Source organism: Spongiactinospora gelatinilytica (assembly GCF_003236385.1).
GTDB lineage: Bacteria > Actinomycetota > Actinomycetes > Streptosporangiales > Streptosporangiaceae > Spongiactinospora > Spongiactinospora gelatinilytica.
The window spans coordinates 1-15,526 of sequence record NZ_POUA01000037.1; the positions used below are offsets into that span (position 1 = coordinate 1).

At 72.3% G+C, this 15,526-nt stretch carries 15 protein-coding genes; 10 read left to right on the plus strand and 5 right to left on the minus strand.

Annotated features, from left to right (window positions below; translation table 11 throughout):
* A partial coding sequence (locus C1I98_RS07520; protein ID WP_111166353.1) for an RNA polymerase subunit sigma-70 occupies positions 1–1,136 on the minus strand: 1,136 nt, incomplete at its 3' end.
* Here C1I98_RS07520 and gdhA point away from each other — a divergent pair.
* Entirely contained in the window at positions 1,137–2,501 is a 1,365-nt protein-coding gene (gene gdhA, locus C1I98_RS07525; RefSeq protein ID WP_111166354.1) for an NADP-specific glutamate dehydrogenase, read from the plus strand.
* A 71-nt stretch (positions 2,502–2,572) separates the two neighbouring features.
* Here the strand turns inward: gdhA and C1I98_RS07530 are convergent, their stop codons facing one another.
* Genes C1I98_RS07530 through ngcE form a run of 3 tightly spaced genes read right to left on the minus strand, consistent with a single transcriptional unit; the run spans position 2,573 to position 5,788 of the window.
* Positions 2,573–3,469, minus strand: coding sequence for a carbohydrate ABC transporter permease (locus tag C1I98_RS07530; RefSeq protein ID WP_111166355.1), 897 nt, complete (start codon positions 3,467–3,469; stop codon positions 2,573–2,575).
* Entirely contained in the window at positions 3,469–4,380 is a 912-nt protein-coding gene (locus C1I98_RS07535) for a carbohydrate ABC transporter permease (protein WP_111166356.1), read from the minus strand. The genes C1I98_RS07530 and C1I98_RS07535 overlap by 1 nt, the downstream gene beginning before the upstream one ends.
* Positions 4,381–4,399: 19 nt before the next feature.
* Complete coding sequence (gene ngcE, locus C1I98_RS07540) at positions 4,400–5,788, minus strand: N-acetylglucosamine/diacetylchitobiose ABC transporter substrate-binding protein (RefSeq protein WP_111166357.1); 1,389 nt, start codon at positions 5,786–5,788, stop codon at positions 4,400–4,402.
* A 67-nt stretch (positions 5,789–5,855) separates the two neighbouring features.
* On the opposite strand from ngcE, the gene C1I98_RS41245 reads away from it, so the two are divergent.
* From C1I98_RS41245 to C1I98_RS07580, 9 genes are all read left to right on the plus strand, one after another.
* Positions 5,856–6,893 carry a hypothetical protein gene (locus C1I98_RS41245; protein WP_158557954.1) on the plus strand — a complete coding sequence of 346 codons (1,038 nt, stop codon included), beginning with the start codon at positions 5,856–5,858 and terminating at the stop codon, positions 6,891–6,893.
* Positions 6,890–7,819, plus strand: coding sequence for a BadF/BadG/BcrA/BcrD ATPase family protein (locus C1I98_RS41250; protein WP_158557955.1), 930 nt, complete (start codon positions 6,890–6,892; stop codon positions 7,817–7,819). Before C1I98_RS41245 ends, C1I98_RS41250 begins: the two co-directional genes overlap by 4 nt.
* Entirely contained in the window at positions 7,816–9,297 is a 1,482-nt protein-coding gene (locus tag C1I98_RS07550; RefSeq protein ID WP_111166358.1) for a glycoside hydrolase family 3 N-terminal domain-containing protein, read from the plus strand. The genes C1I98_RS41250 and C1I98_RS07550 overlap by 4 nt, the downstream gene beginning before the upstream one ends.
* 4 nt (positions 9,298–9,301) lie before the next feature.
* Entirely contained in the window at positions 9,302–10,555 is a 1,254-nt protein-coding gene (locus tag C1I98_RS07555) for an ROK family transcriptional regulator (protein WP_111166359.1), read from the plus strand.
* A 102-nt stretch (positions 10,556–10,657) separates the two neighbouring features.
* Complete coding sequence (locus tag C1I98_RS07560; protein WP_199536793.1) at positions 10,658–11,917, plus strand: sensor histidine kinase; 1,260 nt, start codon at positions 10,658–10,660, stop codon at positions 11,915–11,917.
* Positions 11,914–12,516, plus strand: a complete 603-nt coding sequence (locus tag C1I98_RS07565) for a response regulator (protein ID WP_111166360.1) — start codon at positions 11,914–11,916, stop codon at positions 12,514–12,516. The genes C1I98_RS07560 and C1I98_RS07565 overlap by 4 nt, the downstream gene beginning before the upstream one ends.
* Before the next feature lie 98 nt (positions 12,517–12,614).
* A complete protein-coding gene (locus C1I98_RS07570) occupies positions 12,615–13,031 on the plus strand; it encodes a hypothetical protein (protein ID WP_111166361.1) in 417 nt (138 codons plus the stop codon).
* Positions 13,028–13,339, plus strand: a complete 312-nt coding sequence (locus tag C1I98_RS07575) for a winged helix-turn-helix domain-containing protein (protein WP_199536788.1) — start codon at positions 13,028–13,030, stop codon at positions 13,337–13,339. Before C1I98_RS07570 ends, C1I98_RS07575 begins: the two co-directional genes overlap by 4 nt.
* Before the next feature lie 109 nt (positions 13,340–13,448).
* Positions 13,449–15,110, plus strand: coding sequence for an alkaline phosphatase D family protein (locus C1I98_RS07580; protein WP_111166362.1), 1,662 nt, complete (start codon positions 13,449–13,451; stop codon positions 15,108–15,110).
* 25 nt (positions 15,111–15,135) lie between these two features.
* Here the strand turns inward: C1I98_RS07580 and C1I98_RS07585 are convergent, their stop codons facing one another.
* Positions 15,136–15,444: a hypothetical protein gene (locus C1I98_RS07585; protein ID WP_111166363.1), complete on the minus strand. Its 309-nt coding sequence runs from the start codon at positions 15,442–15,444 to the stop codon at positions 15,136–15,138.
* Between the last annotated feature and the right edge of the window lie 82 nt (positions 15,445–15,526).

The window sequence follows — 15,526 nt, forward strand, 5'->3', positions numbered from 1 at the left end:
GTGGGGAATTGCGTGGGGACGCCGAAGGTCTGTGCGACGTGTGGGTCGGTGAAGCCGGCGATCCAGCAGATTCGGCCGCCGCGCAGGTTGAGTACGCTCACCGCGCAGAGGGGGAAGTGCCGTCCGTCGTGGCGGTAGCAGGCGAAGGCCGGTTGCCCGTTGGCGGTGACGGGGAGCAGCCGCCATGGGGTGGCGAAGACGCGTTCGGACAGGAAGCGGCCCACGTCCGTGTGGCCCTCGAACCATGCGGGCAGTGGCGGCATGGTGATCCTGGCGTCCTCGGTGAGCAGGGCGAGCAGTGCCGGGACGTCGGCGTGCTCCCAGGCCGAGGCGAACGCCGACACCAGGGCTCGGCGGCCGTCGCCGCCCAGGGCGGACAGTTCGGAGCGCTGGCTGGGGTCCGGTGTCCGCTGGTCCACCACCGCTCGTGCCCGTTGCAGCGCGCCGCCCACCGAGGCGGGGGTGGTGTCCAGCATCCCGGCGACCTCGGCCGCGCCGAATCCGAGTACGTCGCTCAGGATGAGCGTCGCGCGCTGGGTGCCGGGCAGTCGCTGCAACGCGGCCACGAAGGCCAGTTCGATGCTCTCGCGGCGCAGGTGCGCCGCCGGGTCCGGCGCATTCTGTTGCGATCGGGCGGGCAGTGGCTCGATCCAGACCGGGCCGGGCACGGGTTCTCCGAGGTCGTGGACGTCCTCGCGGGCCGGGCCGTACTCCTCGGAGAGCATCCGCCGCGGCCGCCGCGCCGAGGCGCGCAGGCAGGCGTTGGTCGCCGACCGGAACAGCCAGGCGCGCACCGGGCCGTCGCCCTGGAAACCGGCCAGCCCGCGCCAGGCGGCCACCAGCGACTCCCGCAGGGCGTCCTCGGCGTCGTGCGGCGAGCCGAGCATCCGGTAGCAGTGGGTGTAAAGCCCTCCGCGGTGCCGCCGCACCAGCTCCTCGAACGCCGCCTCATCGCCCCGCCGCGCACCGGCGAGCAGTCGTTCCTCATGCTCCGCACCGCTCTCGTTCACGCAGGCGATCCTGCCGTACGGCGGGGCCGCCCCGCCAGCGCGAATGCCGCCGTCGCGTTCACCCGGCGGCACGCCGAAGGCCGGGTCCGGCCCACTGCCGGGCGGCCCGTAAAGTGGGGGGCGCATATGACTGAGCTGGGAGAGCATGTGTTGCATGAGAAACTGTCGTCGATCTACGACAATGTCCTTCGCCGCAACCCCGGTGAGATCGAGTTTCACCAGGCGGTACGCGAGGTGCTCGAAAGCATCGGCCCGGTTCTCGGAAAGCACCCCGAATACGCTGAATCGAAGATAATCGAGCGCATCTGCGAGCCCGAACGGCAGATCATCTTCCGTGTGCCGTGGCTGGACGACCGCGGCGAGGTGCAGATCAACCGTGGCTTCCGGGTCGAGTTCAACAGCGCGCTCGGCCCCTACAAGGGCGGCCTGCGCTTTCACCCCTCGGTCTATCTGGGCATCGTCAAGTTCCTCGGCTTCGAGCAGATCTTCAAGAACGGCCTGACGGGGCTGCCGATCGGCGGCGGCAAGGGCGGTTCGGACTTCGACCCCAAGGGTCGCTCCGACCGCGAGGTGATGCGTTTCTGCCAGAGCTTCATGACCGAGCTCTACCGGCACATCGGCGAGTACACCGACGTGCCGGCCGGTGACATCGGCGTCGGCGGGCGGGAGGTCGGTTACCTGTTCGGCCAGTACAAGCGGATCACCAACCGCTACGAGTCCGGCGTGATCACCGGCAAGGGTCTGGCGTACGGCGGCGCGCAGGTACGCAAGGAGGCCACCGGCTACGGGTGCGCCTTCTTCGTCGAGGAGATGCTGAAGGCGCGCGGCACGTCGTTCGACGGCAGGCGGGTCGTGGTCTCCGGCTCGGGCAACGTGGCCGTCTACAGCATCGAGAAGGTGACCCAGCTCGGCGGCCTGGTGGTGGCCTGCTCCGACTCCTCCGGCTACATCCTGGACGAGAAGGGCATCGACCTCGAACTGCTCAAGCAGATCAAGGAGGTCGAGCGCGCCCGGCTGGACGTCTACGCGGCGCGGCGCGGCGAGGGGGCCACGTTCGTGCCCGATCGTAATGTCTGGGACGTCCCGTGCGAGGTGGCGATGCCGTCCGCCACCCAGAACGAGATCACCGGCAAGGACGCCGCGACCTTGGTGGCCGGCGGCCTGGTCGCGGTCGGCGAGGGCGCCAACATGCCGACCACGCCCGAGGGCATCAAGGTGTTCCTGGACGCGGGCGTCGCGTTCGGGCCGGGCAAGGCGGCCAACGCGGGCGGCGTGGCGACCAGCGCCCTGGAGATGCAGCAGAACGCCAGCCGCGACTCATGGACCTTCGAGTTCTCCGAGCACCGGCTCCAGGAGATCATGAGCGACATCCACGACCGCTGCCTGCAGACCGCCGACGAGTACGGCATGCCGGGCAACTACGTGGCGGGCGCCAACATCGACGGCTTCCGCCGGGTCGCGGACGCGATGCTCGCCCTCGGCCTCATCTAGAGCCGAGACCTAGAGCCGAGACCTAGAGCCGCACCGGGCCGCCCGCCACCTGATCGGCGGGCGGCCCGGCCTCACTTGAGCGCGCCCGCCGTCATGCCCGCCTGCACCCTGCCCTGCAGCAGCGCGTAGACGATCAGGATCGGGGCCATGGCGATGGTGAGCCCGGCGAACAGCCCCGACCGGTCGCCCGCGTAGCCCTGCTCGACGGCGAGGTTGGCCAGGCCCTGGGCCAGTACGAACTTGCTGTCGTCGTTGACGAGCACGAGCGGGATCAGGTACTGGTTCCACTGGCCGATGAAGTTGAAGATCCCGACGCTGATCAGTCCCGGCTTGGCCATCGGCAGCATGATCTTGAAGAAGATCGCGGCCTCGCCGCAGCCATCCAGCTTGGCCGCCTCGGCGATCTCCTCGGGCAGCGTGCGGAAGAAGGCCACCAGGAAGAACACCGAGAACGGCAGCGAGTACGCGGTGTAGACCAGCACCAGGCCGGTCAGCGAGTTGCCGAGCCCCAGGTTCTGTACCACGAAGAACAGCGGGACCAGCGCCATGAAGACCGGGAACGTCATGCCGGCGATGAAGAAGTAGTAGAGCGCGCTCCTGAGCCGGAACTCGAAACGGGCCAGCACGTACGCGGCCATCGCCGACAGCAGCAGGGTCAGCACGACACCGCCCCCGACGACCAGGACGGTGTTGCCGAAGTACGTCCCGATCGACGCCGTCTCCCAGGCCCGGGCGAAGTTCTCCCAGCGCAGCGAACCCGGCAGCGACCACGGGTCGGCCACGATCTCCGGGTCGGACTTCAGCGAGCTGGCCACGGCCCACAGCAGCGGCAGGATCGAGATGACGGCCCACAGGACCAGGAACGCCTGGGCGACCGCGATCGTCGGCCCCCCGCCCCGGCCGGAACGCGGCCTCCCCCGGCCGGTGGCGTCCCGCCTGCTCACCCGGGCCTGCGTGGCGGTGGCCATCAGAACTCGATCCTCTCTTTGCGGGTCGCCCGCAGCGTGAACGCCGACAGGGCCAGGGTGACGACGAAGAGCACGACGCCCATCGCCGAGGCGTAGCCGAACCGGCCGTAGGAGAACGCGTTCTGGTAGAGGTAGAACGAGCCGACCTGGGTCGAGTCGTTCGGCCCGCCGCCGGTCATGATCTGGACGACGGCGAACGCGTCCAGCGCGGCGATGCCCAGGTAGACCGCGGCCGTCCGGATGTTCTCCCAGATCAACGGGATCGTGATGCGGAAGAAGACCTGGGTCCTGGAGGCGCCGTCGAGCACCGCGGCCTCCAGCAGCGAGGCGGGGATCGCCTTGATGCCCGCGGTGAACAGTACGACGTAGAAGCCGATGCCGTTCCAGACCAGCACGGCGAGCACGGCCCAGAACGCCAGCCGTTCGTCACCGAGCCAGGACGGCTGGACCTCCTCCAGCCCGACGGCCCGCAGCGCGCCGTTGAGCAGGCCGTTGATCGGGTTGTAGATGTTCTTCCACAGCACGCCGATGATCGCGATCGACAGGACGTAGGGGAAGAAGTACACGACCCGGTAGAACTTCGCGCCCCGCACGCCCCGGATCTCCCCGCTCCGGGGCCCGCCCGCCGCGTTGAGCATGAAGGCCAGGAACAACCCCACCCCGATGGTGACGATGGGCAGGGTCACCAGCAGCAGCAGGTTGTTGCGGAGCGCCTGCCAGAACACCGGGTCGCCGAACAGTTCGGTGAAGTTGCCCAGGCCGATGAGCCCGATCTCGGCCGACAGGCCCCGCCAGTCGGTCAGGGCGATGTAGAACGCCTGAACGTACGGCGAGGCCACGAACACCGTGTACAGCAGGACCGGCGCGGCGAGAAAGCCGATGATGACGCGGCGTTGGTGCGTCTTGCGCATGAGGGTGCTCGTCCCGGCGCTAGCCGCGCGCCTTGTCGGTGAGGCTCTGGGCCTGCTTGGCGAGCTGGTCGGCCTTGATGTCGCCGTTCATGAACCGGCCCATCAGGTTGGCGATGTCCTTCCACAGCCGACTGTCACGGGTGTCGACCGTGATCCCGAAGACGTTGTCGCCGGCCTCCTTCAGGGCGGCGTCGATCGACGTCAGGCCGTGCTTGGCGTCCTTGGGCGGCTTGGCGTCGCGGTTGGAGGACAGCGTGCCCGCCTTGGCGATGAAGTTCTCCGCGCCCTCGGTGGAGAGCATCGCGCGCAGGAACTCCAGGCCGCCCGCGGTGTTGGCGGCGCTGCGCGGGATGACGTACGGCTCGCCCGCCTTGGCGCACAGCGAGCCGAACGGCTTGACGTCGTCCTTGCCGATCGAGGGCGCACGGCAGATCGCCATGTCGAAGCCCTTGGGGACGCTGTCGCCCATCTCGTTCTCCAGCCAGGAACCGCCCGGCACGAACCCGGCCTTGCCGTTCAGGAACTGCATTTGGGCGTCGGTGTGGTTCAGCCCCGAGCTGCCCTTCAGCACCCAGCCGTTGGCGGGGATCGCCTCGAAGGCGCGCAGCGCGGCGACGGCCCGGTCGTCGGTCCAGGCGTCCGGCGCCAGGTTGTTGATCTTGTCGATGACCTCGGGCCCGGCGGCCTTGTAGATCAGCGAGGCCAGCCACCAGAACATGTAGTAGGGGAACTGGCCGGGGTAGGTCCAGGGGGCGATGCCCGCGGTGGCCATCTTGTCGCAGAGCCCGAGGTAGTCGTCCCAGGTCTGCGGGTAGGTCCAGCCCTTCTCCTCGAACAGCGAGGTGCTGTACCACGCCCCGTACGCGCCGTAGGAGTAGTTCAGCACGACGAACTGCCCGTCGTGCGTGCCGACCTGGACCACGCCGGGCCGCAGCGTGTCGCCCACGGTGACCGCCGGGTCGCTCCAGGAGGGGGCCGTCAGCAGCGGCGCCAGGGACAGCAGTGCCTTGTCGCCGACCAGGGCGCCGTAGTCGATGGCGTTGGACCCGGAGTTGTTGACCACGTCCGGCGGGTTGCCCGCGACGAAGCGGGGCTGCAGGGACTGCTGGATCTGCTGGGTCGCCGACTGGGTGATCTTGGCCGCGGCGTGCTTCTTTCGGTACAGGTCGAGAGGGACCTTGATGTACTCCTGCCCGTAGCCGCCGTCGAAGACGACGACCTCCAGGGGCGCGTCCGAGGCCACTCCGAACGGATTGCCGGCCTGGGCACTTCCGGTCGGGGCGGCGGCGGGGGACTGCCGGCTTCCGCCCGTGGCGCAGCCGGCCAGCGCTCCGGCGACGGGAGTCAGGGCCAGCATGGCCAGGACCGAACGGCGGCCCGGGCGAGATGGCGGGAAACGATCGTTCATTGGGGTGCACCTCCACAGGATCAGCGGCTCTTTGACGATCCTGAGTAAGGTAAGTTACCTTACTAATATGGCTACAGCAACCGGCAATCCACCAGTTTCTCCGTGGAACACCTTCGACCAGGCGTTTCACAGCCAGTCCGAGGCGTTGGCGGACCTCGCCACGACCCTGCCGGGCCGGCTCGACCGGCACCGCGAGAGTGAGGTGGACCGCGTGGTCGCCTTCGGCATCGGCGCCAGCCGCGCCGCCGCCCACGTGCTGGTGGCCGGGCTCACCGCGGGAGGCGTACCGTGCGAGCTGCTGACCGGGGCCGATTTCACCGCCGCCCAGGTCCGGCCGGGGACGATGTACCTGGGGATCTCCCAGTCCGGGCGCAGCGTCGAGATCGTCCGCGCGCTGTCGGCGGTGCCCGCGGACGCGCGGATGGGCGTGGTCAACCGGGTGCCCTCGCCGGTCTCGGACCTGACGCCGCGGCTCCTGTGGCTGGGCGGCGTGGCCGACTCGCGGGTCTCGACCGTCGGCTACACCGCGACCGCGCTGGCCATGGCGCTGCTCGCCGAGCATCTCACCGGCGGTGTGAACGAGACGCGCTGGCGCGCGTTCGGCGAACGGGTGGCCTGGGTGATGCGGGAACGGCGCGCCGCCGCGGGCCGGATCGCGGCGGACCTGCTGGGTGCGGGACACATCGACGTGGTCTCCTCCGGAGCGGGCGTGGCCGCGGCCGAGGGGGCGGCGCTGCTGTTCCGCGAGGGCGCCGCGGTCCCCGCCGCGAGCTACGACACCCGCTCCTACCTGCACGGATTCATGGACAGCGCCAAGCCGGGCAGCGTCCACCTGATCGTGAACCGGGGGGCCGAGGCGCTGCTCGCCCGGCAGCTCGCCGACCACGGGGCCACGGTCCACCTCATCGGGACCGGCCCGATCGAGTACGGCGGGACCGGCCCGCTGCACCAGATCGCCCTGCGCGGCATGACCGACGCCGAGCTGTCCATCGCCGCAAGCGTGATCTGCCAGATGGTCGTGCAGGAGGCGTGCGCGGCCATCGGCCGCCGCCCCGAAGATCCGATCTTCACCCGCATCGACACGAAGGTCGAGACCGCCGCGTGAACACCCTCGACCGGCCGCGCCGCGGTGTCGCGGGCTTCGACATCGGAGGCTCCTACCTGCGGGTCCGTGTGGAGGACGCGGCCACCGGCGAACCCGTCGCCGCCGAGACCCGGCCGAACCCGGGCTGGAACGACCTGCCCGCGACCGGCCGGGCCCGCCTGATCGGCGACGTCCTGCGCGAGGTCGCCCCGCAGCTGCCGATCGCCGTGGGCGTGGGCGCGAGAGGCTGCGACTCCGACGCCCTGACCAGGGAACTCGCCGCCGCCGTGGCCGCCGAACTCGGTCCCGGCGCGCAGGTCGAGGTCTGCAACGACGTCCTGCTCGTGGGCCTGGCCGGCGGGCACGACCACGCGCTCTCGGTGATCGCCGGGACCGGCGCCGCGGTCGGAGGCCGTACCGCGGACGGCCGCACGGTGCTCACCGACGGCTGGGGCTGGCTCCTCGGCGACCACGGCAGCGCGCCGCGCATCGTGATCGACGCGCTGCGGCGCTACACCGCCCACCTGGACCGCGGGGAAGACGACCCGGTGCTGCGCCCCTTCGTGGCCGGGGCGTTCGCCCTCACCGACGCCCGTCGGCTGCCCGCCGCGCTGAAGCGGTCCAAGGAGGAGCTGGGCGACCTCGCGGCCGGCGTCTTCGCGTGCGCGGAGGCCGGATCCGAATCCGCCCGGCAGGCCATCGCCGGCAACGCCCGGAAGCTGGCCGGCAACGTCGCGACGGCGCTGCGCCTCAGGGTGCGGGCCGACGCCGTCGTGGGGGCCGGCGCGGTCATGGTCAAGCAACCCGCCTTCCGGGCCGCGTTCGCCGCCGGACTGGCCGATCTGGACGTGTCCCTGCCACTGTCGGTCCTCGGCACCGAGCCGGTCCACGGGGCCGTCCGGCTCGCCAGGCTGGCACTGCGAAACGACGAGGAGCAACCCGTATGACATCCGACCTGCGCCGGCTCGCGCTCGGCACCGTGCTGCCCGCCTTCACCGGCACCACCGCACCGGCATGGCTGCTGGACCGGCTGCGCGAAGGGCTGGCCGGGGTCGTCCTGTTCGGCCGCAACATCGTCTCGCCGGAGCAGGTGGCGGCCCTGGTACGGCAGATCAGGGACGTCCGCCCGGACGCCATCGTGGCGATCGACGAGGAGGGCGGCGACGTCACCCGGATCCACCACGACCGGGGCAGCCCGTATCCCGGCAACCGGGTGCTGAGCGAGCACGGCGACCTGGCCGCCACCCGCGCGGTGGGCCGCGGCATCGGCGCCGAACTGCGCGACCTCGGCATCAACTACAACCTCGCGCCGATCGGCGACTACGTGACCGACCCGCTCAGCCCGCTCACCACCCGCTCCTTCGGCCGCGGCCCGCGCGACAACGCCGAGCACGCCGCCGCCTGGGTCCAGGGCCTGCAAGAGGCGGGCGTCGCGGCGTGCGTGAAGCACTACCCGGGGCTCGGCGGGTCGCTGCTGGACTCCCACCTCGCGCTCGGCCGGGTCCCCGCGAGCCGGGCCGAGTTCGAGTCCGGACACCTGCGGACCTTCGTCCGGGCCGCCGAGGCGGGCACGGCGAGCATGATGACCGCCCACGTCATCGTCGAGTGCCTGGACACCGAGGCGCCCACGACGCTGAGTGGGACGGTGATCGGCCGGCTGTTGCGCGACGAGATCGGCTACGACGGCGTCCTCATCTCCGACGCGCTGGAGATGCACGGCGTGCTCAACCACACCGGCTCGCTGCCGGCCGCCGCGGTGGGCGCGCTGCGCGCCGGGGTGGACCTGCTGTGCCTGGGAGCCGAGCAGTACGAGGAGGCGACCACGGCGGTGGTGGACGCGATCGTCGTCGCCGCCAGGTCCGGCGCGCTCGCGATCGACCGGCTGCACGAGGCCGGCCGGCGCGTCGAGGCGATGGCCCGCGCCTATCCCGGCACGCCGGGCGTACCCGGGACGTCCGACACCGCCGCCGAGCGCGCGATGGGCGCGGCGGCGGCGTGGGGCGCGACCGCGACCGAGGGCGAGGTGTCGATCGCCGGCTCGGGCGTGCACGTCGTGACGTTCGACGACCGGACGTCCATCGCGGCCGGGCCGGTGCCGTGGGGCATCGGCCCGGAGCTTCGGGCGGCCGGCGTGGAGTTCCGCGACCTGGTGCTGAGCCCGCCGATCAACGAGGACCCGGATCTGTCGGACGTCACGCCCTCCGACGTCGTGGTGGCGGTGGTGCGCGACCTGCCGCGGCATCCCGCCAGCGTGGAGGTCTTCGCGCGGCTGCGCGCGCCGCGCCTGGTCGTCGTCGACATGGGATATCCCGGGACCGAATACCCGGGCGCGGCCGGGGTGATCCGGACATTCGGCGCGTCCAGGGCGAGTTCCGCCGCCGCCGTTCGCGCGCTGACCGAGGCCGGCGCGAATCTGGTTGGATGACGACGTGCGTTCCGTGGAGCTGCCCCCGACTCAGCGGCACGTCCTGAGCCACACGCTCGGGCACGGGTCCACCACCCGGCCCCGGCTGCTCACCGCGACGGGTCTGTCCAAGCCGAGCGTCAACGACGCCGTCGGCTCCCTGGAGAAGGCCGGATACGTCCGCCGCAACGGCAGGCACGTCCCGGTCACCGGCAAGCCGGCCGTGCTGTTCGAGGCGGCCGGCGAGGTGGGCTGGGTGCTCGGCATCGACCTCGGCAGCTCGCACGTCGATCTGATGGCCGTGGACCTCGCGGGGGCGGAGAGCACGCACGTGTCCGTCGCCGAGCCGGGCCCGGCGGGCGCGGCCCGGCGGCGCGAGCTGTCCCCGGCCACCGTGGAGCGGGCGGCCGGGCTGCTGGCCGAGTGGTGCGACCGGCCCGACCGCCGCGGCCGGCTGCGGTCGGTGACGATCGCCGTCCCGCAGATCATCGACGCCGGCCGCCGGCAGGTGTCGCCCGCCGGCGCCGGGCGCGAGCAGGGCGCGCTCGCCGCCCTGCTGGGCACGCTCGCCGGGCACTACGACGGCCCGGTACGCCTGGAGAACAACGTCAACTGCTCGGCGGTGGCCGAGATGCGGATCGGGGCGGGGGCCGAGGTGCCCAGCCTGGCCTACCTGCAACTGGGCGTCGGCGTCGGCGCGGGGATCATCACGGAGGGCCGCCTGGTCCGGGGCGCGCACGGAGCCGCGGGCGAGCTGTCGCGGCTGCCGTTCCCGTGGGCCGAGGGCGCCGGGCAGGTCTCCCGGCACGCGATGGAGGAACGGCTGGCGGCCTCCCGCCTGGTCGACTCCTACCGCTCGCGTGCGGCGCCGGCCGCGGACGCCACGGTCGGCGAGGTGGTCAAGGCGATCCTGGCCGACGTCGCGGACGGCTCGGCCGAGGCCAAGGCCGTCCTCGACGATTACGTGCGCGATGTCGCCAGGGCGTGCGTCGCGCTCGCGGCCGTGGTCGATCCCGACCTCGTGGTGATCGGCGGCGAGATCGGCGACGCGCTCGAGGTGGTGACCGCGATCCAGGCGGCGGCCCGGCCCCTGCACGAGTTCGTGGCGGTGTCCGGCAGCGTCGTCGGCGCGCTGGCCACGGTGCTCGGCGCGGTCATCCTCGGCCTCGAAGAGGCCCACACCGAGCTGCTGGGCGAGTACGCGGTCCACGCGGGCCCGGCCATCGACCGGCTCCGCGGCCGTCCCCGGCAGCCCTGGTCGGAGCAGCACGCCGGGTGACCCGGCGCGCGGCGCGGCGACGGGCCGGCGTCGCGACGCACATCCGGGCGTCTGACCGGCATCGTCTCCGTGAGCGCGAGCCCCCTGCGCTCGGCTGCGACAATGGACGGCGTGCGTGAGAGGCCGAGCGAGCGCGGCACGGGCCTTGGGGTCTTCCGCCGCTACACGTGGTGGAGCCTGACCGGGACCGTCACTCTGTTTCTGGTGCTCTTCGGCAGGGGCTGGATCGCCGACCCCGCCCTCCCGCCGTGGGGCAAGGCCGTCGCCGTCGTGGCGCTGGCCGTCATGGTGACGGCGGCCGGGGTGCTGCTGCACCTGCGGCTGCCCCGGGGCGGGGACGGGCACGCCCCGGAGGGCCGGGCGGTACGCCCGCCGCTCGCCTGGCTGATCGCCGGGAGCCTGGCCGCCGCCGCGCTCGCGGCGATCCCGCTCGCCCTGGGCGACCACCGGCTGTGGCCGCTCGCGCCCGCGCTGATGGTCTCGATCATCGCCATGTTCGTGCCGCCGCTGCGCAGGTGGGCGCTGATCGCCGCCGCCGTCGTGGCCGCGGCGGCGCTGGGCGGGGTGGGCGGCCTGGCCTCCGCCGACGGGTGGCGGTCCGGGGCGGCGTTCTCCGCCGGCCTGGTGGCCTTCACCGCCTGGACGACGCTCGGCATGCTGTCGGCCTGGGACATCGCCGAGCGGCTGAACCACGCGCGGCACCTGGCCGCGGAACTGGCGGTCAAGGACGAGCGGCTGCGTTTCGCCGCCGAACTGCACGACATCCAGGGACACCACCTGCAGGTGATCGCGCTGAAAAGCGAACTGGCGGCCCGGCTCGTGGAGTCCGACCCGGCGCGGGCCGCCGCCGAGATGAGGGAGGTGCGCCGGTTGTCCGCCGAGGCGCTGGACGACACGCGTGCCGTGGTACAGGGCTACCGCCGTACGACGCTGGAGGCGGAGATCGCCAACGCGGCGAAGGTACTGGCCGCGGCCGAGATCGACACCCGCGTGGAGCGCCCGCCGGACCCCCGCTCCGGCCCGCTGTCCGAGCCCGGCAGGCACCTGCTCGGCCTGGTGATGCGCGAGGCGACCACCAACGTCCTGCGGCACAGCCGGGCCCGGCACGCCGAGGTCGACTTCCGCGTCACCGACGGCGTCGCCCGACTCCGCGTGACCAACGACGGCGCCGCCACCCCGCCAGGCCCGCGTCCAGGTACCGACGCTGCCGCCCTGGCGGCTTCGGGGCCGGGGAGTGGGCTGGTTGCTCTGGCGGAGCGGCTGGAGGCCGCGGGGGGCGCGTTGAGCTGGGAGTGCGATGGTGATCTGTTCGAGGTGGTGGCCTCGTTGCCGGTGGTGGAGGCCGGGGTGGTGAGCCGATGATCAAACTCTTGATCGCCGATGACGAAGACCTGCTGCGCGGCGCGCTGGCCGCGCTGCTGGAACTGGAGGACGACCTGACCGTCGTCGCCGAGGCGGCCACCTCCACCGACGCGGTACGGCTGGCCCGCGAGCACACCCCGGACATCGCCGTGCTGGACCTGGAGATGCCCCCGGCCGACGGCCTGCGCGCGGCCGAGGAGATCCGCGCCGAACTGGACGTCCCCATCATCCTGATCACCCGGCACGCCCGGCCCGGCGTACTGCGCCGGGCGCTTTCGGCTGGTGTACGTGGTTTCGTGCCCAAGACCACTCCCGCAGCCAAGCTGGCCGAGATCATCCGTGACGTCGCCGCCGGGCGGCGCTACATCGACGCCGACATCGCCGCCTCCGCCCTCTCAGAGGGCGAGTGCCCGCTCAGCGAGCGCGAGCTCGAAGTGCTGCGCGCCTCCCGCACCGGCGCGTCGATCAACGAGATCGCCGCGCAGGTCCACCTCGCCCCCGGCACGGTCCGCAACTACCTGTCGGCGGCGATGTCCAAACTGGGCGTCGCCTCCCGGCACGCCGCCGCGCACCTGGCCTGGGAAGAGGGCTGGATCTGACACCCGGTCGAAGACCTCCGAGCTTTCTCCGTTGTCATGTACTTGCCAATCAGGAAAGTACTTGCCATTCTATGGACACGGTGTCGAAGGGAGCGGACATGGAGCCGGACGACGCGCGGACCGCGCTGCTGGAGGTCGAACGTCGTGGCCGGGAGGTGCGGGCCGGGTCGCGCTGGCCGATCACTCTGCTGACCGTCTGGGGCGTGGTCACCGTCGTGGTGGAGCCCGCGTTCGCGCTGCTGTCCGAGCGGCCCTGGAGCCTGGTGTTCCCGATGGCGGTCATGCTGGGCTTCGTCGCCTGGGTCGGCGTCTTCGCGGCCCGTCAGCGCGTGGTGGCGCGCGGCTTCGCCCGCCGCTACCTCACCGTGGTGGCGGTCTGGGCGGTGCTGCACACGGGCTACATCGCGCTGATCACCGGGATGGGCGTCCGTGATCCGGCGATCGTGGTCGCGGCCGGTCTGGTCGTGGCACTGCCGCTGTTCGCCGGCGCCTACGCCGAGGGCAGGCGCCTGTGAGCCATCCCCGGCACGAGCTGGACGAGGTGATCCACTCGCCGGTGCGGATGTCCATCATGGCCGTGCTCGCCGCGGCGGACAAGGCGGAGTTCGGCTTCGTCCGCGACACCGTCGAGATCACCGACTCGGCCCTCTCCAAGCAGGTCGCGATCTTGGAGAGGGTGGAGTACGTCAAGGTCACCAAGGGCTACGTCGGCAAGCGCCCGCGCACCTGGCTGGCGCTGTCCAAGACCGGGCGGGACGCCTACGCCCGCCACCTGGCCGCGCTGCGCGCCATCGCCGAAGGGCGGCCGGTCCGGACGGGCTGAGCAAAAGGCGATCAATGTTCGCGCCCTCGTCGCCTTTCCGCCGCGTGGCGCGACGCCGGGTGTTCACCGCGGCGTGGAGATCCTCTGTGGAGCCCACAGGGGAGGCAGTATGCCTGATCATCATGCTCGCCGTCGCTTTCTCGCCACCGGTGGGGCCGCCACCGTCCTGACCGCGGGCCACCTGCTGTTCGGGCCCGCGCTGACCGGCCCGGACGGCGCGGCCGCCGCGGTCCGGGCGTACGGCGGCGGCCCGCTGCCGCACGGCCTGTTCACCCTCGGAGTCGCCTCCGGCGACCCGCTGCCCGGCGGTTTCGTACTGTGGACGCGGCTGGCCCCGCGCCCCCTGGACGGCGGCGGCATGCCCGACCGCCCGGTGCCGGTGCGCTGGCAGGTCGCCGAGGACGAGCGGTTCCGGCAGATCCGCGCCCAGGGCGTGGAACTCGCCCGGCCCGAGCGCGGGCACGCCGTACACGCCGAGATCGGCGGCCTGCGGCCGGACCGCGAGTACTTCTACCGCTTCCGGGCCGGTGAGGAGGTCTCGCCGGTCGGCCGCAGCCGTACCGCCCCGCGCCCCGGCCAGGCCAACCGGCACCTGCGCTTCGCCTTCGCCAGTTGCCAGAACTGGCAGGACGGCTACTTCACCGCCTACCACCACCTGGCCCAGGAGGACCTGGCGTTCGTCGCCTTCCTCGGCGACTACATCTACGAGTCGGTCCCGCGGACCACGACCGTGCGCACCCACGAGGGCGACGACGAACCGTACACCCTGGCCGACTACCGCAACCGGCACGCGCAGTACAAGACCGACCCCGAACTCCAGGCCGCGCACGCCGCGTTCCCCTGGATCGCGACCTGGGACGACCACGAGGTCGACAACAACTGGGCCGACGACATCCCGCAGGACCCCGCCCAGCAGCCGCCGGACGCCTTCCTGGCCCGCCGGGCCGCCGCCTTCCAGGCGTACTACGAGCACCTGCCGCTGCGCGGGTCCGCCCGCCCGCGCGGGATCGACCTGCGGCTGCACCGCAGGCTGGGCTTTGGCCGGCTCGCCACGCTGCACGTGCTCGACACCCGCCAGTACCGCAGCGACCAGCCCGCCACCCTGGCCGAGGCCGAGGACCCCGCCCGCACGATGACCGGCCCCGAGCAGGAAGAATGGCTGGTCAAGGGCATGTCCGAGGCCGACACCCGGTGGAACCTGCTGGCCAACCAGGTGATGTGGGCCTCCAACGACCGGATGGCCGGGCCACAGCAGGTCTTCGACTTCGACAACTGGGACGGCTACCGGGCGCAGCGCCGCCGCCTGCTCGACTTCTTCGGCTCCGGCCGTACGGCCAACCCGGTGGTGCTCACCGGCGACCGGCACGCCACCTGGGTGTGCGACCTGAAGCCGGACTTCGACGACCCGGCCTCCCCGGTGGTGGGCGCGGAGATCACCGGCACCTCGATCAGCTCCGGCGGCGACTCCGACCCCGTCGCCTTCCACCGCGTCTACGATCCGATCATGGCGGAGAGCCCGCACTGGAAGTACATCGGCAACCGGCGCGGCTACGTCGTGTGCGACGTGACCCCCGCCAGGCTGCTGGCCTCCCTCCAGGTCGTCAGCACGGTCTGGCAGCCGGGCGAGACCACGATGGTCACGGCCGCGCGGTTCCAGGTCGAGGCGGGCCGCCCGGGGATCAGCGTGGTCGACCGGCTGCCCTGGGAGGAGGAGCAGCGGACGATCGACCGCGCCCCGCGCCGCCACGACGTGGACGACGACCAGTTCTGACCCCGGCGCGCCTTCCGCGCGGCGTTCAGCGGGGCTCCACCGCCCGCCGCGCGGAGGCGGGGTGCGCCGCGGCCCAGCGGCAGATCCGGGCGACCTCCTCGCCGTGGTCGGCGAGGGTGTCGCCGACGATCCCGACCACGGGCAGGTGCCCCGTGAGCGGCCGGGTCGGCCGGGCGGGCGCGAAAGCCCTCCTCGTGCGCTCCGGTGCTGCCCGGCCCGGGGTGCCCTCGGCCAGGTGGCCCGTGGTCCGGCCGTACCGGGTGAGCACGCCGGGCGCGCGGAAGTTCCGGCCGAAGCCGAGCCACTGCCGGCTGAGCGGGAACAGCGCGACCATCGCGTCCCACCACCCTTCGGCCGCGAGCAGCAGATCGGGATGGCGGCCGAGCAGCTCGGCGCGCAGCGCCCGGTACCCGGGG

What these genes read in the sequence shown, in the direction of transcription:
- gdhA (WP_111166354.1), top strand. Translation starts at nt 1,137, where the DNA reads ATGACTGAGCTGGGAGAGCATGTGTTGCATGAGAAACTGTCGTCGATC.
- C1I98_RS07530 (WP_111166355.1), bottom strand. Translation starts at nt 3,469, where the DNA reads ATGGCCACCGCCACGCAGGCCCGGGTGAGCAGGCGGGACGCCACCGGC.
- C1I98_RS07535 (WP_111166356.1), bottom strand. Translation starts at nt 4,380, where the DNA reads ATGCGCAAGACGCACCAACGCCGCGTCATCATCGGCTTTCTCGCCGCG.
- ngcE (WP_111166357.1), bottom strand. Translation starts at nt 5,788, where the DNA reads ATGAACGATCGTTTCCCGCCATCTCGCCCGGGCCGCCGTTCGGTCCTG.
- C1I98_RS41245 (WP_158557954.1), top strand. Translation starts at nt 5,856, where the DNA reads ATGGCTACAGCAACCGGCAATCCACCAGTTTCTCCGTGGAACACCTTC.
- C1I98_RS07550 (WP_111166358.1), top strand. Translation starts at nt 7,816, where the DNA reads ATGACATCCGACCTGCGCCGGCTCGCGCTCGGCACCGTGCTGCCCGCC.
- C1I98_RS07560 (WP_199536793.1), top strand. Translation starts at nt 10,658, where the DNA reads ATGGACGGCGTGCGTGAGAGGCCGAGCGAGCGCGGCACGGGCCTTGGG.
- C1I98_RS07565 (WP_111166360.1), top strand. Translation starts at nt 11,914, where the DNA reads ATGATCAAACTCTTGATCGCCGATGACGAAGACCTGCTGCGCGGCGCG.
- C1I98_RS07570 (WP_111166361.1), top strand. Translation starts at nt 12,615, where the DNA reads ATGGAGCCGGACGACGCGCGGACCGCGCTGCTGGAGGTCGAACGTCGT.
- C1I98_RS07580 (WP_111166362.1), top strand. Translation starts at nt 13,449, where the DNA reads ATGCCTGATCATCATGCTCGCCGTCGCTTTCTCGCCACCGGTGGGGCC.
- C1I98_RS07585 (WP_111166363.1), bottom strand. Translation starts at nt 15,444, where the DNA reads ATGGTCGCGCTGTTCCCGCTCAGCCGGCAGTGGCTCGGCTTCGGCCGG.